Genomic DNA, 17,704 nt, shown 5'->3' with positions numbered 1-17,704 from the left:
TGCCGATGCGAGCGGTTGTCATGGTGGGTATCGGTCTGCTGAGCACGGGATGCGTCACGACCGTCAACGGCACACCCACGCGCGCCGGTCATCTCGGCGGCGCCACCCTGCCGCTCGAGCAAGTCCTGCCGGACGGCGCGGAGGTCAGCGCAGCCGTCGGGAACGAGCTGCCGCCGCACAGCCCGGCCCAGGTGGGTGGTATTGACCTGCTGCCCAACGGGATCCGCGACAGCGGTGGCGCCGCACCGATCCAATGCCTCGGGGTCGTCGCGCCGGCGATGCGCATCGTCTACGAATCTGGCCACGTGCATGCCGCCGCGACGCAGGACTACTGGAATTACGACTCCGGCGTGGGGGTGTCCAGCGCAACGGCGGCGGCAATCAAGCTGGCATCCACGGCCGAGGCGCAACGGCTCTTCGCGTCGTTTGTCGAGCAATGGCAACGCTGCGACGGCACCACGGTCACCATGTACACCCACGACTCGAGCAACACCGAGTTGTACTCGAAGGCGACCGACACCCGCGTCGACGGGCCGGTACTGTCGGCGACCGTTGTCGCGTGGGACAACCATCACGCTCCGCCGTGCCCGCTCGAGCGAGCCGTGGGCGTCAAGGGCGATGTCGTCGCCGACGTCAAAGTAGCCGACGGTCCGCGTGTGCAGGCCGGCCGCAGGGCGGTCGATCTCGTCGAGGTGATGTTGCGAAAAGTCTCGAGCAGCAACTGATGAGAACCGCCCGAATCGTCCTCTCCTGCCTAGCCGCCGTGGCGCTCGCCACCGGCTGCACCGTCGACGGCACCGCGCGGCCAGCGCCGAATCTGAAGCCCCATCCGGTCACCGGGCAACCGGTCAAGCAGGTGCTCCTCGACGACGCCGAGCTGTCGAAGCTGCTGGGCCAGTCCTTCGGAAGCAAAAACGACCTCCCGGCGCGCTTCGGCGGTCCCGAGGTGCTGCCGCCGGCCTTCGGTGCGGTCTCGCCCGCCAATTGCGTGGGTGTCGCGTCGATGATGGTGAAGGACGTATATCGATCCGGCGACGTCAAGAATGCGGCGCGGGAGACGTGGTGGAACCAGCGCGGGCCGGCGAAGATCATCAGCGTCGCCGAGGGTGTGGTCGCCCTCTCCACCGCCGCCGGGGCCGCCACGTTGTTCCAACAGTTTGCACAGCAGTGGCGCGACTGCGACGGCACCACCGTGACCATCGGACGCCCGAGCATCATCACCGACCGCCCCGCGATCGTCTTCGCGGACACCATTTCCGAGGTGCGACTCTCCGAATCGGTTCTGGCCGCGACCATTTCGATCGATACCCAATTGCCGGGCCTGCCGTCGAGCGGACCCAGGCCCGAGGCGCGCGCCATCGGCGTACGGGGGAACTGCCTCGTCGAAGTCGAAGTGGCATTTTTCAATTCGACGCGCTCGTCGGATGAGGGCTCGGGCGACGTGCACCGCAGCGCCATCGACATCGCGCACGCGATGATGGACAAGGTCAGCGGGCTGAGCTGACCGGCAGCTGCCACCAACCTGGGACTTGTCTGGGGTTGAGCTGTGCTCACGCGTGGCCGACGGGTTCGCCGTGCCCTCAAGCCTAAACTCGGGCGAAGTGGGAGGTAGCCGAGAAGCGCATGGAAAGTATCTGCGGCAGTGGGGTATCCCGGCGACGACGTTGGTGCGCCGCAGCGCTTTCGGTCGTTCTGATCTCGGCCACGGCCTGCTCCACCACGGTCGGTGGCGCGGCGCGGCCACCGGCGAACCGCACGTCGCGATTCCTCGACGGGCAGACCCTCGAGCGGGTGCTTCTCGGCAAGAGCGCGCTATCCCGCGTTGTCAGGGAGCCGGTGGAGCTCGACCCCCGCTCCCCGCCGCTTGTCGGGGGCGCCGAGATGTTGGGCGGTGAGCCATCACAGGGGGGCGAGGGCTGCCTCGGGGTCGCGGTGATGATGCAGGCGGGCGCTTATCGGTCCACCAACGTGCGAGCCGTCGCGCTCACAACATGGCGGCCCGCCGCGTCCGGCGCGGCGGTGACCAGGGTGCAAGAGGCGGCCCTCAGCATGCCCACGGCCGCCGACGCCTACGCCGTGTTCGCGACGTTCGCCAGGCAGTGGCGCGAATGCGATGGGAAGACGGTCCCCCTTTCGGGCGGAAGCCTGCCGCTGGAAGTGAAGATTTCCCACGTGCAAAGCGCCGTTTCCGTTGTCGCGGCTACCATTTCGACGCAATGGAACACACCGCCGTCGTTCTCGCCCCCATCCCTCCCCGCCGAGCGGGCCGTTGGGGTGCGGGACAATTGCCTCATCGAAGTTGAGGTCGACTTCGTCGACTCATCGGGCGCATCGCAGGAAGCGCCGCGTGACACGAACGCCAGGGCCCTCGACATCGCGCAAGTCATGCGAGACAAAGTGAACGCGCTGGGCTGAGGCCGGTGTGCTACATCGGCGCGTTGGCGGGCTGGAACATCCCGGAGCCGTCGGCCTCCTCCTCGGCGCGGATCACGTGCACCACCGCGTTGATCAGCGCCAGGTGGGTGAACGCTTGCGGGAAGTTGCCCAGGTGCCGGCCCGTCCGGGGCTCGATCTCCTCGGCGTAGAGGTGCAACGGGCTGGCGTAGGACAGCAGCCGCTCACACAACCGCTTGGCGCGCGCCACCTCGCCGATCTCCACCAGCGCCGAGACCAACCAGAACGAGCAGATCGTGAACGTGCCTTCCTCGCCCGACAGCCCGTCGTCGGTCTCCTCCACGCGATAGCGCAGCACCAGGCCTTCCTGGGTGAGTTCGTCGGCAATGGCCAGCACGGTGTTGCGCACCCTGGGGTCGTCCGGGGGCAGGAAGCGGGTGAGCACCACGAGCAGCAGCGAGGCGTCGAGCGCGTCGGTGCCGTAGCGCTGGGTGAACACCCCGCGGGAGTCCACCCCGTGTTGCAGGATGTCGTCCTTGATCTCCTCTGCGATGGCTCGCCACTGCTGGGCATAGCTCTTCTCGCCCTGCCGCTCGGCCAGCTTGGCCCCGCGGTCGAGCGCCACCCAGCACATCACCTTCGACGAGGTGAAGTGCTGCGGTTCCCCGCGGACCTCCCAGATGCCCCGGTCGGGCTCCCGCCAGTGCTTGATGGCCTCTTCCACCTGCTTCTTGAGCACCGGCCACAAGCTCTCCGGGATCTGCTCACGGGACTTGCAGTGCAGGTAGAACGAATCGAGGATGGAGCCCCAGATGTCGTGCTGGACCTGGTCGTATGCCCCGTTGCCGATGCGCACCGGTCGGGCGTGGTCATAACCGGACAAGTGGTGCAGCTCTTCTTCCACCAGGCTGCGTTCGCCGCCCACGCCGTACATCACCTGCAGCGGGTGCCGCTCGTTGCTGTTGGCGCCCGAGACGTCGGCGATGAACGCGAAGAAGTCGTCGGCCTCCCGATCCAGCCCGAGCGTGTAAAGCCCCCACAACGCGAACGTGGAGTCGCGCACCCAGGCGTAGCGGTAGTCCCAGTTGCGTTCGCCCTGTGGCGTTTCCGGCAGCGAGGTGGTGGCGGCCGCCAGCAGTGCCCCGGTGGGCGAGTACGTCAGCCCCTTCAGCGTGAGCGCGCTGCGCTGCAGGTAGGCGCGCCACGGGTGGTCGGGGAAGTTGCCGATGTTGATCCATTGCCGCCAGCACTCGGTGGTCTGCCACATCTTGTCGGCGGCCTCTTCGTAGGTTTGCGGCGCCGGGTGCTTGGTCCAGCTCAGGGCGACGAAGACGTCGTCACCCTCCTTCATGCGGGTGCGGGCGCGGGCTTCGCGGCCCTCCAGCCCGATCCGCAGGTTGGTGGTGAGCCGCAGGGTCGGGTGGGCGTCGGGCTGCTTGGTGGCCCGCGCGATCGCCTCGCCGTATGCGTTGGCCGAGTATTCCCAGGTGGAGCCCACGCGGTGATAGTCGAACGCGGGTTCGCAGCTCATCATCAGCTCGACGGTGCCGCTGACGCAGCGCACCGTGCGCAGCAGGATGTGCTCGGCGTCCCAGTCCATCGGCGTGCGGCGGTGGGTCCTGGACCGGCGCTCGATGTCGTGCCAGGGCCCCATCACCAGCGCGTCGCGCACGATCAGCCACCCGGTGTGGGTCTGCCACGTGGTCTCCATGATCAGGCTGCCGGGCAGGTAGCGCCGCGCCGAGGGCACCGAGACGCCGTAGGGGCCGAGCCGGAAATGGCCGGCGCTGCGGTCCAGGATGGCGCCGAAGACGCTGGGCGAGTCCGGGCGCGGCACGCACATCCATTCGACCGAGCCGGCCGGCGAGATCAGGCAGGTCGTCTCCCAGTCGGACAAGAACGCGTAGTCCGCGATCGGCGGGAACGGGTTCCGCAGTGCCCCGCTCGAGGCCAGCGGAGCCGGCGCGCTGAAGTCGATGGGCGAAGGTAAGGCCGCCGTGTCCGCTTGAAATGCCTCCTCGGGCATGGCGTCGGCGGGCTGGTCGTCGGGCTGGGCGTGCAGGACCATCCCGACATCATCATCTGTTGACCGGCCCGGCGTCCATTCTTTCGCCGACGTGGCGCAACTTCGGATGACCCGCGGCGCCGAGCCAACCGCTCCGGAAGCCCGCCGATCGCGACGCGGCAGGCGAGCACTCGCCGCGGTGCCGGGGCCCGCTTTTCAATCACCGTGACGTCTACCCGGGCGCGGGCCGGCACCGTGCCCGCCGGGCCGCCGCCGACGGGGCGGACACGCGCACGTTGGTTTTCGGCTGCAGGGCCGAATAGGGTGAGCTTCGTGACCGCATTCCTGAATTGGTGGGACGGCAACGAGCTGTGGCTTTCCGGGCTCGCTTTCGTACTCCAGGCCATGGTGGTGATGCCGGTTGTGCTGGTAGTGGCCGCGGTGACGGCGGGACTGCTCGACGGCCTGCTCGGCAAAAGCATCACCCTGATGCGCCGCGCCCGCCACGCCGGTGCGGCGCCAGGGTAACGCCCATGCCCCGGTCACACGTGACGTTGATTCTGGTCTCGCTCGTGGTGCTGGTGATCGTCGCGTGGTGGCTAACGCATTGAGTGTGCGACTTCGCGCCGCGCGCCGGCATGGCGACGCGAGCGGTGGCGGGCCTGCCGATTCCTGTTAGGCTTCCCGCCATGCACGTGACATCCGGTGTCGTGGAACGCCATGTCTTCGTGCACTGTTGTCGCTGACCGCCAATCCCGTGTGCGGTCTGGTATGGGGTTCGTCAGGCCTCCCAGTCGTTTAGGCGCCTTTCCGCAGCAACGGGACCGCTATCACCCAAGTCCCCGTACCGGAAGGCCCGAATGCTCCACGACATCGTTTCGCGCTGGCGGCCGGTGAGTGCCCTCGCCCTCATCGTCGCAGTCATCTCGGGATGTAGTGGCGGGGCCAGTGACGTCGTGGGCGGGGGCGGCCCAACCAACGCGCGCACCAGCATCACGCTGGTGGCCTATTCGGTCCCAGAACCCGGCTGGAGCAAGGTCATCCCCGCCTTCAATGCCGCCGAGGAGGGCAAGGGCATTCAGGTGATCACCTCCTACGGCGCCTCGGGCGACCAGTCGCGCGGAGTAGTCGACGGCAAGCCGGCCGACGTGGTGAACTTCTCGGTCGAACCGGACATTACGCGATTGGTGAAGGCCGGCAAGGTGTCCAAAGACTGGAATACCGACGCCACCAAGGGAATTCCGTTCGGATCGGTGGTGACCCTGGTGGTGCGTAAAGGCAACCCGAAAAACATCAAAGACTGGGACGACCTGCTGCGCCCGGGAGTGGAGGTCATCACGCCCAGCCCGCTGAGCTCGGGGTCGGCCAAGTGGAATTTGCTCGCACCGTACGCCGTCAAGAGCGAAGGCGGCGGCAACACCCAGGCCGGCGTCGACTTCATCAGCAAGCTGGTGCACGAACACGTCAAGTTGCGGCCCGGTTCGGGGAGGGAGGCCACCGATGTTTTCGTTCAGGGCAGCGGGGATGTGTTGATCAGTTACGAGAACGAGGCGATCGCCACCGAGCGTGCAGGCAAACCGGTTGAGCACATCAACCCGCCGCAGACTTTCAAAATCGACAATCCGGTTGCGGTGGTAACCACCAGCCCGCACCTGGACGCCGCGGTCGCCTTCAAGAACTTTCAGTACACGGCCACGGCGCAGAAGGTGTGGGGGCAGGCCGGCTTTCGGCCGGTCGACCCGGCCATTGCCGCCGAATTCCGTGATCAGTTTCCGGCGCCGACGAAACTGTGGACGATTGCCGACCTCGGTGGGTGGAGCGCGGTGGACCCGCAGCTGTTCGACAAGACCACCGGCAGCATCACCAAGATCTACACGCAGGCCACCGGATGACAACCGCGATCACGCCCGGCCCGCCCGAGCTCGGTCACCCGGCCGGTGACGCCGGGCACCGCCAAGCGAATCCCGGGCGTTCTCGCTGGTCGGGTACCACGTCGCTGCGGGTGGGAGTGGCAACGCTGTGGCTTTCGGTGATCGTGCTGTTGCCGCTGGCGGCCATCGCCTGGCAGGCCGCCGGCGGTGGCTGGCACGCCTTCTGGTTGGCGGTGACGTCGAACGCCGCGTTGGAGTCGTTCCGGGTGACCCTGACCATCTCCGCCGGGGTCACCTTGGTGAATTTGGTGTTCGGCCTGGTCATCGCCTGGATGCTGGTGCGGGACGACTTCGTCGGCAAGCGGCTCGTCGACGCGATCATCGACCTGCCGTTCGCGCTGCCCACCATCGTCGCCAGCCTGGTGATGCTGGCGCTTTACGGCAACAACAGCCCGGTGGGCTTGCACCTGCAGCACACGGCGTGGGGCGTGGCCGTGGCGCTGGCCTTCGTCACGTTGCCGTTCGTGGTGCGCGCCGTGCAGCCGGTGCTGCTGGAAATCGATCGCGAGACCGAAGAGGCGGCCGCGTCGTTGGGTGCAAGCGGCGCAAAGGTTTTCACCTCGGTCGTGCTGCCGTCGTTGACGCCCTCCCTGCTGTCCGGCGCGGGCCTCGCCTTCTCACGAGCGATCGGCGAGTTCGGGTCGGTGGTCCTGATCGGTGGCGCGGTTCCGGGCAAGACCGAAGTGTCGTCGCAGTGGATACGCACCCTCATCGAGAACGACGACCGCACCGGTGCCGCCGCGATATCCATCGTCTTGCTGTCGATTTCGTTTGTGGTGCTGTTCATTCTGCGGATCGTGGGCGGCCGCGCCGCCAAGCGTCAGGAGTTGGCGGCGTGACGTCATCGCCCAGGGTTCGATACCTGATCCGCTTCGTCGGGCTTGCATACCTTTTCGTCTTGCTGGTCGTTCCGGTTGCCCTGATCCTGTGGCGGACGTTTCGGCCGGGCTTCGGCCAGTTCTTCGACTGGGTGAGCACTCCCGCGGCGATCTCGGCGCTGAACCTGACCTTGCTGGTGGTCGCCATAGTGGTGCCGCTGAACGTGGTTTTCGGCATTCCCACCGCTTTGGTGCTCGCCCGCAATAGGTTTCGTGGCAAGGGTGTGCTGCAGGCGGTCATCGATCTGCCTTTCGCCGTGTCGCCGGTCATCGTCGGCGTTGCGCTGATCCTGTTGTGGGGCTCGGCCGGCGCATTCGGCTTCGTCGAAAAGGACCTCGGGTTCAAGATCATCTTCGGTTTGCCCGGCATCGTCCTTGCCAGCATCTTCGTCACCCTGCCGTTCGTCGTGCGCGAGGTGGAACCGGTCCTGCACGAACTGGGGACCGACCAGGAGGAGGCGGCGGCGACCCTGGGATCGGGCTGGTGGCAGACCTTTTGGCGGATCACGCTGCCTTCGATCCGGTGGGGTCTGACCTACGGCATCGTGCTGACCGTCGCCCGCACCCTGGGCGAATACGGCGCGGTCATCATCGTGTCGTCGAACCTCCCGGGGAAGTCGCAGACCCTGACCTTGCTGGTCTCGGATCGGTACAACCGCGGTGCCGAGTACGGCGCCTACGCGCTGTCGACGTTGTTGATGGGCGTCGCGGTGTTGGTGCTGATCTTCCAAGTGATTTTGGACATCCGCCGGGCGAGAGCGGCCAGGTAGCCTGACATGGGGATTCGAATATGACAGAAAACGCCAGCCGGTCCGCCGACCAAGCCATCGTCGTGCGCAATGCCAACAAGCGCTACGGCGACTTCGTGGCCCTGGACAACGTGGACTTCGTGGTGCCCTCCGGCTCGCTGACGGCACTGCTGGGCCCCAGCGGTTCCGGCAAGTCGACCCTGTTGCGGGCCATCGCCGGGCTCGATCAGCCCGACAGCGGGACGATCACCATCAACGGGCACGACGTCACGCGGGTGCCGCCGCAGCGGCGGGGCATCGGATTCGTATTCCAGCACTACGCCGCGTTCAAGCACCTGACCGTTCGCGACAATGTCGCCTATGGCTTGAAGATTCGCAAGCGCCCCAAGGCGGAGATCAAGGCCAAGGTCGACAATCTGTTGGAAGTGGTGGGGCTGACCGGGTTTCAGAACCGCTATCCCAATCAGCTCTCCGGCGGCCAACGACAGCGGATGGCACTCGCACGGGCGCTGGCGGTCGACCCGCAGGTGCTGCTGCTCGACGAGCCGTTCGGCGCGCTGGACGCCAAGGTGCGCGAGGACCTGCGCGCGTGGTTGCGGCGCCTCCATGACGAGGTGCACGTCACCACTGTCCTGGTCACCCACGACCAGGCGGAGGCGCTGGACGTCGCCGACCGCATCGCCGTGCTGAACCACGGTCGTATCGAACAGGTGGGATCGCCGACCGAGGTGTACGACGCACCGGCGAGCGCCTTCGTGATGTCGTTCCTCGGGGCGGTATCCACCCTGAACGGCAATCTGGTTCGCCCGCACGATATCCGGGTGGGCCGCAACCCCGAAATGGCCATCGCGGGCGGCGATGGCACCGCAGAGTCGATCGGGGTGGTGCGCGCCACCGTCGACCGCGTGGTCGTGCTCGGCTTCGAGGTGCGGGTGGAGTTGACCAGCGCCGCCACCGGTGGCGCGTTCACCGCCCAGATCACCCGCGGCGACGCCGAGGCCCTGGCCCTACGCGAGGGGGACACCGTCTACGTGCGGGCCACCCGAATTCCGTCGCTTGCCGTCAACACGACGGACAACGGCGACGGCCGCCCCGCCGGCGCCGGCGAAGATCAAGCCACGCTGACGTCGGCGTAAAGCCCGGCTCCGTTACGAGGCGTGCAGCCCGCACTCGGTCTTCGACAGCCCCTGCCAGCGCCCGCTGCGCGGGTCGGCGCCAGCGAGCGGCTTGGCCGTGCACGGAGCGCAGCCGATCGACGGATAGCCGTCGTAGACAAGCGGATTGACCAGTACGCCGTGCTCGTCGATGTAGCTCTGCATGTCCTCGTCGGTCCACGTCGCCAAGGGGTTGATCTTCACCAGCTTGAAGCCCTCGTCGAAGCCGATCACCGGGGCGTTGGCGCGGGTCTTCGCTTCGCTCCGGCGTAACCCGGTCACCCAGGCGGAGTATCCGCTCAGGGCCCGGCGCAGCGGCACGACCTTGCGCAACCGGCAGCACTCGCCCGGGTCGCGCCCGAAGAGGTTCTTTCCCATCAGCTGGTCCTGCTCGGCCACCGTCTGCTCGGGGGTGATGTTGAGAACGTGGATGTCGTAGACCGACTCGACCGCGTCCCGCGTTCCGATGGTTTCGGCGAAGTGGTAGCCGGTGTCCAGGAAAACCACCGGGACACCCGGCCGAACCTTGGAAGCCAGATCGATCAGCACGGCCTCCTGCATGCTGGAGGTCAACACGTAGTTGCAGGTGGCCCAGCCGCGGGGCCCGTTGACGCCGCCGAAATGCTTATCGGTCCACAGCAACACCTCCCTCGCGCTGGCGCCCTCGAGCTCCGCGGCGCCGCGCGCCGCCAGCTCCCGCAGTTCGGCTTCGGTCCGTTTCGTTGCCCGTTCACTCATCTCAAATCGTCCTCATCTGCCCGAATAGCCCACTGCGCGAACCGTTCTCCCGCACTGCGGTTTTTGATGAAGTTGCGTACCACCCGGTCGATATAGTCGCCCAACTCGTCACTGGTGACCTTGTGCTGACGCAGCTTTCGCCCGAATCCGCTGTCCAGCCCGAGGCTGCCGCCCAGGTGCACCTGAAATCCCTCGACGGAGCCCCCATGGCCGTCATCGACCATCTGACCCTTGAAGCCGATGTCGGCCACCTGAATCCGCGCGCACGAGTTCGGACAACCGTTGACGTTGACGGTGACCGGTACGTCGAGCACGGAGTTGAGGTCCTCGAGCCGGCGTTCCAGCTCGGGCACCAAGGCCTGGGCCTTGCCCCGGGTTTCGGCGAACGACAACTTGCAGTATTCGATCCCCGTGCAGGCCATTAGATTGCGGCGCCACTGGGACGGTTTGGTTTGCAACCCGAGCGCCTCCAGGCCCGCGAGCACATCGTCGAGCTTGTCGTCGGCTACGTCGAGGATGACCAGCTTCTGGTACGGAGTGAACCGGATCCGGTCCGAGCCGGCCCGGTCCATCAGGTCGGCCACGGCCGACAGGATGGTCCCCGAGACCCGTCCGGCGATCGGGGCCGCCCCGACGGCGTTGAGCCCGTTCTTGAGCCGCTGCACCCCGATGTGGTCGATCGGATGCTTGAGCGGCTCGGGGGCCGGGCCGTCGATCAGCGGCCGCTTGAGGTACTCGGTTTCGAGAACTTCACGGAACTTGGCTATGCCCCAGTCCTTGATCAAGAACTTCAGCCGGGCCTTGGACCGCAGGCGCCGGTAGCCGTAATCGCGGAAGATCGACGTCACGGCCTCCCACACCTCGGGCACCTCGTCCAGCGGCACCCAGGCGCCGACCCGCTGGGCCAGCATCGGGTTGGTCGACAGGCCGCCGCCGACCCACAGGTCCAGCCCGGGCCCGTGCTCGGGATGGTTGACACCGATGAAGGCGATGTCGTTAATCTCGTGCGCGACGTCCTGCAGGCCCGAGATCGCCGTCTTGTACTTGCGCGGCAGGTCGGCGAAATCCGGCTGGCCGATGTAGCGGCGCACGATCTCGTCGATCGCCCAGGTCGGGTCGATCACCTCATCGAGCGATTCGCCGGCCAGCGGCGAACCCAGGATGACGCGCGGGCAGTCGCCGCACGCCTCGGCGGTCTGCAGCCCGACGGCGGCGAGTCGCCGCCAGATTTCGGGGACGTTTTCGACCTCGATCCAGTGCATCTGCACGTTCTGGCGATCGGAGATGTCCGCGGTGTCGCGGCCGAACTCGGTCGAGATCTGGCCGACCGTGCGCAGCGCGGCGGCCGAGAGCGCGCCGCCGTCGCAGCGCACCCGCATCATGAAGTACTTGGCTTCGAGCAGATCGGCGTTCTCGTCGCCGGTGAAGGTGCCGTCGTAACCCTGTTCGCGCTGGGTATAGAGGCCCCACCAGCGGAAGCGCCCGCGCAGGTCGCTCTTGTCGATGCTGTCGAACCCGGACTGGGCGTAGACGTTCTCGATGCGTTCGCGCACCTCGAGGGGGGCGCCGGCGCGCTTCATCTCTTCGTTGGGATTGAGTGGTTCCCGGTCTCCCAGCGCCCACTGGCCCTCGTTACGAGGTTTTGCCTGTCGGGCTGTGGTCATTCGGAGGACTCCTTCTCGACATCGCAGGCATAGAGGCGCAGCTCACCGGTGGTATCGGCGGCGCAGATCCGATGCCAGCTGGACGTACAGGTGGGCGGGTCTACGACATCAAGGGAGACAGCAACAGCTGCAAACACGCTTGAGATCAATGTGCCGCCGCGCCACGAGCGCAATGCGAAGGCTGGGCTGAGCGACGGTCACGCGTCCATTGTGCCATGCCCATTGGGGGGCCGTGCCACCAGGTCAAATATCCGCTCACGGTGAGCGCAATTCGGATTAAGCTGGCCGCCCCGGTGAGAAAACCCAGGAAAATGCCGAGCGCGGATCGGCGCCGCGGCCGGGTACCGCCCACCGTGGGATCATTTGGCATGGCACTTCGCGAGGAAACGGTCGAGCTGCCCGAACTGCAGCCCGCTCCCGGGCGGCCGTTCGGGGTGTACATCCACGTCCCGTTCTGCATAACGCGTTGCGGCTACTGCGATTTCAACACCTACACGCCCGCCGAGTTGGGTGGTGTGAACCCCGACGCCTGGTTGGCTGCGCTGCGGACCGAGTTGAAGCTGGCTGCCGAGCGGCTTTCCGAACCGACCGTGAACACGGTGTTCGTCGGGGGAGGTACGCCGTCACTGCTGGGCGGCGCGCGCGTGGCGGCGGTGTTGGACATGGTGCGTGAGCATTTCGCGCTGGCGCCGGACGCCGAGGTCACCACGGAGGCCAACCCAGAGTCGGCCTGGCCGGACTTCTTCGACGCCATCCGCGCGGCCGGCTACACGCGGGTGTCGCTCGGCATGCAGTCGGTGTCACCCAGGGTGCTGGGAGTCCTCGACCGCATTCACACCCCCAACCGATCGGCCGCCGCCGCGCGCGAAGCATTGGAGGCGGGCTTCGAGCACGTCAGCCTGGATCTGATCTATGGGACGCCGGGGGAGTCCGACGACGACCTGCTGCGTTCGGTCGACACGGCGATCGAGACCGGCGTCGACCACGTGTCGGCGTACGCGCTGGTGGTCGAGGCGGGCACCGCGCTGGCCCGGCGTGTGCGGCGTGGCGAGCTGGCGGCTCCGGACGACGACGTGCTCGCGCACCGCTACGAGCTGGTCGATGCCCGGTTGTCCGAGGCCGGAATGGCCTGGTACGAAGTGTCCAACTGGTCGCGGCCCGGCGGCGAATGCCGACACAACCTCGGCTATTGGGACGGTGGCCAGTGGTGGGGTGCGGGGCCCGGAGCCCATGGCTACGTCGGTGCCACGCGGTGGTGGAATGTCAAGCACCCCAACGCCTATGCGGAGATGCTGGCCGTTCCCAGGCTGCCGGTGGGAGGATTCGAGCGGCTGGACGGCGACGCCCTGCACACCGAAGACGTGCTGTTGAAAACCCGGCTGCGGCAGGGTCTTCCGCGTGATGTGCTGAGCCCCGCCGAACTCGAGCGCGCCGAAGGCGCGGTCGCCGACGGGTTGCTGGTCTCCGACGTCGATCGGTTCGTCCTCACGCCGCGCGGTCGGCTGCTGGCCGATGCCGTGGTGCGCGCCGTCCTCGGGTAGAGCTCAGCTGCTTGGGAACCAATGCGCGACTGCGTGATTGATTTCGATGTACAGCGGAATCCCGATGGTGACGGTGTAGGAGAATGTCAGGCCCAGTGCGGCGGCCAGCGGCAAGGTTGGGCTCGCCTCGGGGATACCCAGCCGCTGCACCGCGGGCAGCGTGATGTAGGACGCCGAGCCGCACAGCACGGCGAACAGCACATAGGTACCGGGCTGAAAGTGTGTATCGGTGAGGTTCGCGTAGCAGTAGGCGCTCAGAATGCCGAGCGTCGCAAAGACATTGGGCGCCAACAAGCCGAAGACGATGAACCCGCTGCCGGCCAGCTTGAGATCCCGTAACTTGCGGGACGCCGTCATGCCCATCTCGAGCAGGAACAGGCAGAGCACACCCTGAAACGCCGCGACGAACAGCTCGTTCTGGTCGTGCACGACCTTCTGGCCCTGCAGCGCACCGATGAAACCGATGGCGATGCCGCCGACGAGCAGGATGAGTCCGGGGTTGAGGAACACTTCCTGCAAAATCGCGCGAGAGAACAGCGGTGCTCTGCTGCGCTGCGGGGGATCCCCGTCCCACTCGGGATGTTCGCGCTTTTCCAGCGAGAACTCCAGCTCTTGCTCTATCCCGCGCTCGAGTCGGTCGCCGACGCCTTCTGCTTGGGCGGCCGCGCCCGGCCCGACCCTGACGGGAGCCGTGTAACCGTGTTCGTCCGGCAGGTAACCGGAGTCGTCCATCCCCCGGTGCCGCAGTCGGGCCACCAGGTACAGCGCCACCAGGCACCCGGGAATCTCCATGAACGCCAGCAGGACCGGCATGTAGGCGTCGAAGGCGATCCCGACGCTGGTCAGTACGGCCACGCAGGTGGCGAACGTGCCGGCCGAGTCCGATCCGTAGTAGCCCGCAACCGTCGCCCTATCGACCCGCCGCAGCCGGGTGAGATAGCGCAGCAAGAAGTAGGTGAGTGCACCGATCACGAAATTCAGCGCGAAGCCCAGCGCTACGAACCCCGCGATGTTGTCGATATCGGCCGGTTTGACTTTGGCGAGCTCTTCGCCACCCTGCCAGCCGATGGCCACCAGCAGGTACATGGTCAGGCCCTGGTAGATCACGTATGGAAACTCGAACCGCACCTTCAGAATCGGGATGAGGAACCCGAAATAGAAGAACAGCAAGAGTGGCTTGAAGAGATTGTGGATGAAGTTCTGCCACAACTCGTAGAGCATGGACGCCTCCTGGCGACGCAGTCCGGCGCAGCGGCCGGCAGCACGCGACTCGCGGCGCCCACGAACTTAGTGGAAACCCACGCGCTTCGGCGAGCCGACCAACCCGTCTTTACGAACAATTAACAACCAACCGATTCGGGCGGCGACTCAGGTCTGGTCCGGCCGGTCAAAGGAACTGTCGCTCACCGCTATTCGCCGGTGCCAGGGCCGGCCGGCCGAGCGTAGCTAGAACCAGTGGCCGATCAGCCGATTGAGCTCGATGTAAAGCGGGATCCCGATCGTCACGTTGTAGGAGAACGTCAAACCGAGCGATGCGGCCAACGGCAGGGTGGGGCTGGCCTCGGGTATCGCCAGCCGCTGGACCGCCGGGACGGCGATATAGGACGCCGCACCGCAGAGCACCGCGAAAAGCACGTAGGTTCCGGGCTTGAAATCGACGTGGGTGAGCGAGGAGTAGATGTGGGCGACCAGGATGCCAAGCGGCGCAAAGAGGTTCGGCGCCAGCAGTCCGAAGAGGATGAAACCGGGACCGGCCGTTCGCAAATCCTTCAACTTCCGGGAGGCGGTCATGCCCATCTCGAGCAGGAACAAACAGAGCACGCCCTGGAACGCCATGACGAAGAACTTGTCGTCGTCGGCGACCACCTTCTGCCCCTGCAGCCCGCTGACCAGGCCGATGATGATGCCTCCCATCAGCAGGACGAGCCCGGGGTTGAGGAAAACCTCCTGAAAGAGCTCGCGAGAGAAGATCGGCACCCGCTTGCTGCCCCTGCGGGGCGGGCTCTGGTCGGGCTCCCAGTCCGGGTGGTCGAGCTTTTCCAGGGAGAACTCGAGCTCCTGCTCGATCCCGCGCTCGAGCTCGGCCTCGAGGCTTTGGCCGTGCGGGGGCTGGGCCGCCGTACCGGGCCCGACGCCGACCCTGACCGGCGCGACGTAGCCCGGCTCGTCGATCATGTTGCCCGCCTCGTCCATGCCGCGGTGGCGAAGTCGCGCCACGAAGTACAGCGCCACCAGACAGCCCGGAATCTCCATCACCGCCAACATGACCGGCATGTAGGCGTTGAACGCCATGCCGATGGCCGTCAGGACGGCCACGCAGGTGGCGAACGTCCCCGCCGAGTCCGATCCGTAATACCCCGCGACCGTCGCCCGGTCGATTCTTCGAAGGGAGGTCAGCCAATTCAGCAGCAGGTAGGCGATGCCGCCGATCACGAAGTTGAGCAGGAAGCCCAACACCATGAAGCCCACGATCCCACCGACGCTGCCGGCGCTGATCTTGGCGAGCTCTTCACCGCCGTGCCAGCCGATGGCCAGCAGCAGGTACATGGTCAGGCCCTGGTAGATCACATAGGGAAATTCGAAGCGCACCTTCAGGATCGGGATCAGGAATCCGAAGTAGAAGAACAGCAGGAGCGGCTTGAACAGATTATGGGTGAAGTTCTGCCAGAACTCTTGCAGCATTCGATGCCTCCCTCGATGAGTGCGGTGATCAGGGAAAGCACCGTCCGCAAGCGGAGCCACCACGAACATCCCGACGACCGAGCAAAACCTATCCCCGCGGGTGTCAAACCGCCACTCGAATGCAAAGCATCTAGTACGAGCGTGTCGCAGGGCTGTGGACGAACCGGTGTGCGGAGAAACCGCTGCTCAGGAGCCTATCGCTGGCCAGGTACCGAGCGCGCGCCGTCGGTTTTGCAGGCGTGAATTTGATGGGAAAGTGCTGTGTATTTGCTGTGGGCTCGGCACAGAATCAACGCGCCGACGAAATAACCGACGGCCGGACCCCGACGCCCTTCTGGCGGTGTGTCACCGACAGCCATGCCATTGGTGAGTAATGGGTGGTGATTTTCTCGAAACCGTCGACGCGCGAAACGGTGAGCACGCCGGTCTCCTGGTTGATTTCGAGTTCGTCACTCTCGCCGCCCTGGACCTCTTCGCCGTTCGCAAGCCGGATCACGAACATGGTGTCGCTCGCGAATAGTCGTCCAGATAGGAGTTCACGCGCCACTCCTTTACCTACTGCGATGAAGCTCGCCCGCGCCTAACTGAATCCCGGGCTAGCCGGTTTGCACGGATCGACTCGATCTTAAGAGAAGTCACGTCACCGTGGCCGGTCGATGTGGCGTCACAACGTAAACAGTGGGGAAACGTTCGGGGTGTCTTGGGGGTGTCGAGGTGCACCGGTGGGTGCGCGGCGCCGGCGACTCCTGCTCTGCCCCGCCTCTTTACCTGCGGGAACGGCGACCGGCCCGACAGCCACGGTGTTGAGCGCGGCGCCGCCATCGGGGTGGCTGGTGCTTCGACTCGCAGCGAGATTTAGCGGGCCGGCCGGATTTGCCGGGGAGCGCGGGGAGCGGTTGCGCGCGGCTAGATAGGTTAGGCTACATTTACTAACCGTGACCGAGGTCAGCGTTCAGACGAGTTCCGCCGGCTCCACGTCATCGCCGATCCCCCTTCCCGCGCACGTCGACCCGGCCGACCTGGCCGCCGAGCTGGCCGCGTTGCTCCCCGAACAAGTCGGCGAGGAATATCTGCTCTACGAGCGCGGCGGTCAATGGGTGCTGGCCAGCGGTGTGCGCGCGATGGTCGAGCTGGACAGCGACGAGGTGCGCGTCATCCGCGACGGCGTGGTTCAGCGGCAGCGGTGGTCGGGGCGGCCCGGGTCGGTGCTGGGCGAGGCCGTCGACAGGCTGTTGCTCGAAACCGACCAACTCTTCGGCTGGATCGCCTTCGAGTTCGGCGTCTACCGCTACGGTTTGCAGCAGCGGCTGGCGCCAAGAACCCCGCTGGCCCGCGTGTTCTGGCCCCGCACTCGCATCGTGGTGAACCGGGAGTCGGTCCAGCTGTGGGGCGCGACCGCGGCGCATCGTGACGCGGTCCTCGGATTGCTGGGCGACGGCGTGCCCGAGGCGCGGCAGGCCCGCGCCGTCGACGTCATCGCTGACCCGTCTGGGTACCGCGATCGGGTGGCGTCGGCCGTCGGTGAGATTGTGGCGGGCCGCTACCACAAGGTGATCCTGTCTCGTTGTCTAGAGGTACCTTTCCGGCTGGATTTTCCGTCCACCTACCGGCTGGGTCGTCGACACAACACCCCGGTGCGATCGTTCTTGTTGCGGCTGGGGGGAATTCGCGCCGTCGGCTACAGCCCCGAACTTGTCGCGGCTGTCCATGACGACGGCATCGTGGTGACCGAGCCGCTGGCGGGTACGCGGGCGCTGGGTCGTGGTCTGGCCCGCGACCAACAGGCCCGCGACGACCTGGAATCGAACTCCAAAGAGATTGTCGAGCATGCGATTTCGGTGCGAAGCTCGTTGCAGGAGATGGCCGAGATCGCCGAACCCGGCAGTGCGGTGGTCACCGACTTCATGACGGTCCGGGAACGTGGCAGCGTGCAGCACCTTGGCTCCACGGTCAGCGGGCGGCTAGGTC

At 66.3% G+C, this 17,704-nt stretch carries 17 protein-coding genes; 10 read left to right on the top strand and 7 right to left on the bottom strand.

What is annotated here, in order from left to right; genetic code table 11:
* Nucleotides 1-5 precede the first annotated feature (5 nt).
* From A5709_RS16675 to A5709_RS16665, 3 genes are all read left to right on the top strand, one after another.
* Entirely contained in the window at nucleotides 6-725 is a 720-nt protein-coding gene (locus tag A5709_RS16675; RefSeq protein WP_068120868.1) for a sensor domain-containing protein, read from the top strand.
* A 38-nt stretch (nucleotides 726-763) separates the two neighbouring features.
* Nucleotides 764-1,504 carry a sensor domain-containing protein gene (locus A5709_RS16670; protein WP_231986990.1) on the top strand — a complete coding sequence of 247 codons (741 nt, stop codon included), beginning with the start codon at nucleotides 764-766 and terminating at the stop codon, nucleotides 1,502-1,504.
* Nucleotides 1,505-1,623: 119 nt separating this feature from the next.
* Nucleotides 1,624-2,415 carry a sensor domain-containing protein gene (locus tag A5709_RS16665; RefSeq protein WP_068120856.1) on the top strand — a complete coding sequence of 264 codons (792 nt, stop codon included), beginning with the start codon at nucleotides 1,624-1,626 and terminating at the stop codon, nucleotides 2,413-2,415.
* A gap of 10 nt (nucleotides 2,416-2,425) precedes the next feature.
* Here the strand turns inward: A5709_RS16665 and A5709_RS16660 are convergent, their stop codons facing one another.
* Complete coding sequence (locus A5709_RS16660; protein WP_067942905.1) at nucleotides 2,426-4,462, bottom strand: glycoside hydrolase family 15 protein; 2,037 nt, start codon at nucleotides 4,460-4,462, stop codon at nucleotides 2,426-2,428.
* Nucleotides 4,463-4,732: 270 nt separating this feature from the next.
* Between A5709_RS16660 and A5709_RS16655 the strand changes: the two genes are divergently transcribed.
* From A5709_RS16655 to A5709_RS16635, 5 genes are all read left to right on the top strand, one after another.
* On the top strand, nucleotides 4,733-4,927 hold the full coding sequence (locus tag A5709_RS16655; protein ID WP_067942940.1) for a hypothetical protein: 195 nt from the start codon (nucleotides 4,733-4,735) through the stop codon (nucleotides 4,925-4,927).
* A gap of 332 nt (nucleotides 4,928-5,259) precedes the next feature.
* Nucleotides 5,260-6,291 carry a sulfate ABC transporter substrate-binding protein gene (locus tag A5709_RS16650; protein ID WP_067942902.1) on the top strand — a complete coding sequence of 344 codons (1,032 nt, stop codon included), beginning with the start codon at nucleotides 5,260-5,262 and terminating at the stop codon, nucleotides 6,289-6,291.
* Entirely contained in the window at nucleotides 6,288-7,169 is an 882-nt protein-coding gene (gene cysT / locus A5709_RS16645) for a sulfate ABC transporter permease subunit CysT (protein WP_068120854.1), read from the top strand. The genes A5709_RS16650 and cysT overlap by 4 nt, the downstream gene beginning before the upstream one ends.
* Complete coding sequence (gene cysW, locus A5709_RS16640; protein ID WP_067942898.1) at nucleotides 7,166-7,978, top strand: sulfate ABC transporter permease subunit CysW; 813 nt, start codon at nucleotides 7,166-7,168, stop codon at nucleotides 7,976-7,978. The genes cysT and cysW overlap by 4 nt, the downstream gene beginning before the upstream one ends.
* Nucleotides 7,979-7,998: 20 nt before the next feature.
* Nucleotides 7,999-9,093, top strand: coding sequence for a sulfate/molybdate ABC transporter ATP-binding protein (locus A5709_RS16635; RefSeq protein WP_068120852.1), 1,095 nt, complete (start codon nucleotides 7,999-8,001; stop codon nucleotides 9,091-9,093).
* A gap of 12 nt (nucleotides 9,094-9,105) precedes the next feature.
* On the opposite strand, the gene A5709_RS16630 is transcribed toward A5709_RS16635, so the two are convergent.
* From A5709_RS16630 to A5709_RS29280, 3 genes are all read right to left on the bottom strand, one after another.
* Nucleotides 9,106-9,849, bottom strand: coding sequence for a phosphoadenylyl-sulfate reductase (locus A5709_RS16630; RefSeq protein WP_068120851.1), 744 nt, complete (start codon nucleotides 9,847-9,849; stop codon nucleotides 9,106-9,108).
* Complete coding sequence (locus A5709_RS16625) at nucleotides 9,846-11,513, bottom strand: nitrite/sulfite reductase (RefSeq protein ID WP_068120849.1); 1,668 nt, start codon at nucleotides 11,511-11,513, stop codon at nucleotides 9,846-9,848. The genes A5709_RS16630 and A5709_RS16625 overlap by 4 nt, the downstream gene beginning before the upstream one ends.
* A gap of 108 nt (nucleotides 11,514-11,621) precedes the next feature.
* Complete coding sequence (locus A5709_RS29280) at nucleotides 11,622-11,678, bottom strand: Ms4527A family Cys-rich leader peptide (RefSeq protein WP_368072687.1); 57 nt, start codon at nucleotides 11,676-11,678, stop codon at nucleotides 11,622-11,624.
* 203 nt (nucleotides 11,679-11,881) lie between these two features.
* On the opposite strand from A5709_RS29280, the gene hemW reads away from it, so the two are divergent.
* A complete protein-coding gene (gene hemW, locus A5709_RS16620) occupies nucleotides 11,882-13,054 on the top strand; it encodes a radical SAM family heme chaperone HemW (RefSeq protein WP_068120847.1) in 1,173 nt (390 codons plus the stop codon).
* Nucleotides 13,055-13,057: 3 nt separating this feature from the next.
* Here the strand turns inward: hemW and A5709_RS16615 are convergent, their stop codons facing one another.
* From A5709_RS16615 to A5709_RS16605, 3 genes are all read right to left on the bottom strand, one after another.
* A complete protein-coding gene (locus A5709_RS16615; protein WP_068120844.1) occupies nucleotides 13,058-14,275 on the bottom strand; it encodes a sodium-dependent bicarbonate transport family permease in 1,218 nt (405 codons plus the stop codon).
* 225 nt (nucleotides 14,276-14,500) lie between these two features.
* Nucleotides 14,501-15,736 (bottom strand): sodium-dependent bicarbonate transport family permease, encoded by a 1,236-nt coding sequence (locus tag A5709_RS16610; RefSeq protein ID WP_068120843.1) that lies wholly within the window; start codon nucleotides 15,734-15,736, stop codon nucleotides 14,501-14,503.
* Nucleotides 15,737-16,025: 289 nt separating this feature from the next.
* Nucleotides 16,026-16,238 carry a hypothetical protein gene (locus tag A5709_RS16605; RefSeq protein WP_067203288.1) on the bottom strand — a complete coding sequence of 71 codons (213 nt, stop codon included), beginning with the start codon at nucleotides 16,236-16,238 and terminating at the stop codon, nucleotides 16,026-16,028.
* A gap of 433 nt (nucleotides 16,239-16,671) precedes the next feature.
* Here A5709_RS16605 and A5709_RS16600 point away from each other — a divergent pair.
* On the top strand, nucleotides 16,672-17,704 hold a 1,033-nt coding region (locus tag A5709_RS16600; RefSeq protein ID WP_068008081.1), incomplete at its 3' end, for a salicylate synthase.

The sequence above is a fragment of the Mycobacterium sp. E1386 genome, from assembly GCF_001672745.1.
In the GTDB taxonomy this organism is placed as follows: Bacteria; Actinomycetota; Actinomycetes; order Mycobacteriales; family Mycobacteriaceae; genus Mycobacterium.
The sequence above is the reverse complement of the archived record's forward strand: the minus strand, read 5'-3'. Positions and strand labels throughout refer to the sequence as shown.

Coding starts and splice junctions, on each gene's coding strand:
- A5709_RS16625 (WP_068120849.1), bottom strand. CDS start 11,513: ATGACCACAGCCCGACAGGCAAAACCTCGTAACGAGGGCCAGTGGGCG.
- A5709_RS16650 (WP_067942902.1), top strand. CDS start 5,260: ATGCTCCACGACATCGTTTCGCGCTGGCGGCCGGTGAGTGCCCTCGCC.
- A5709_RS16615 (WP_068120844.1), bottom strand. CDS start 14,275: ATGCTCTACGAGTTGTGGCAGAACTTCATCCACAATCTCTTCAAGCCA.
- A5709_RS16605 (WP_067203288.1), bottom strand. CDS start 16,238: ATGTTCGTGATCCGGCTTGCGAACGGCGAAGAGGTCCAGGGCGGCGAG.
- A5709_RS16630 (WP_068120851.1), bottom strand. CDS start 9,849: ATGAGTGAACGGGCAACGAAACGGACCGAAGCCGAACTGCGGGAGCTG.
- A5709_RS16635 (WP_068120852.1), top strand. CDS start 7,999: ATGACAGAAAACGCCAGCCGGTCCGCCGACCAAGCCATCGTCGTGCGC.
- cysT (WP_068120854.1), top strand. CDS start 6,288: ATGACAACCGCGATCACGCCCGGCCCGCCCGAGCTCGGTCACCCGGCC.
- A5709_RS16660 (WP_067942905.1), bottom strand. CDS start 4,462: ATGGTCCTGCACGCCCAGCCCGACGACCAGCCCGCCGACGCCATGCCC.
- A5709_RS16665 (WP_068120856.1), top strand. CDS start 1,624: ATGGAAAGTATCTGCGGCAGTGGGGTATCCCGGCGACGACGTTGGTGC.
- A5709_RS16675 (WP_068120868.1), top strand. CDS start 6: ATGCGAGCGGTTGTCATGGTGGGTATCGGTCTGCTGAGCACGGGATGC.
- hemW (WP_068120847.1), top strand. CDS start 11,882: ATGGCACTTCGCGAGGAAACGGTCGAGCTGCCCGAACTGCAGCCCGCT.
- A5709_RS16610 (WP_068120843.1), bottom strand. CDS start 15,736: ATGCTGCAAGAGTTCTGGCAGAACTTCACCCATAATCTGTTCAAGCCG.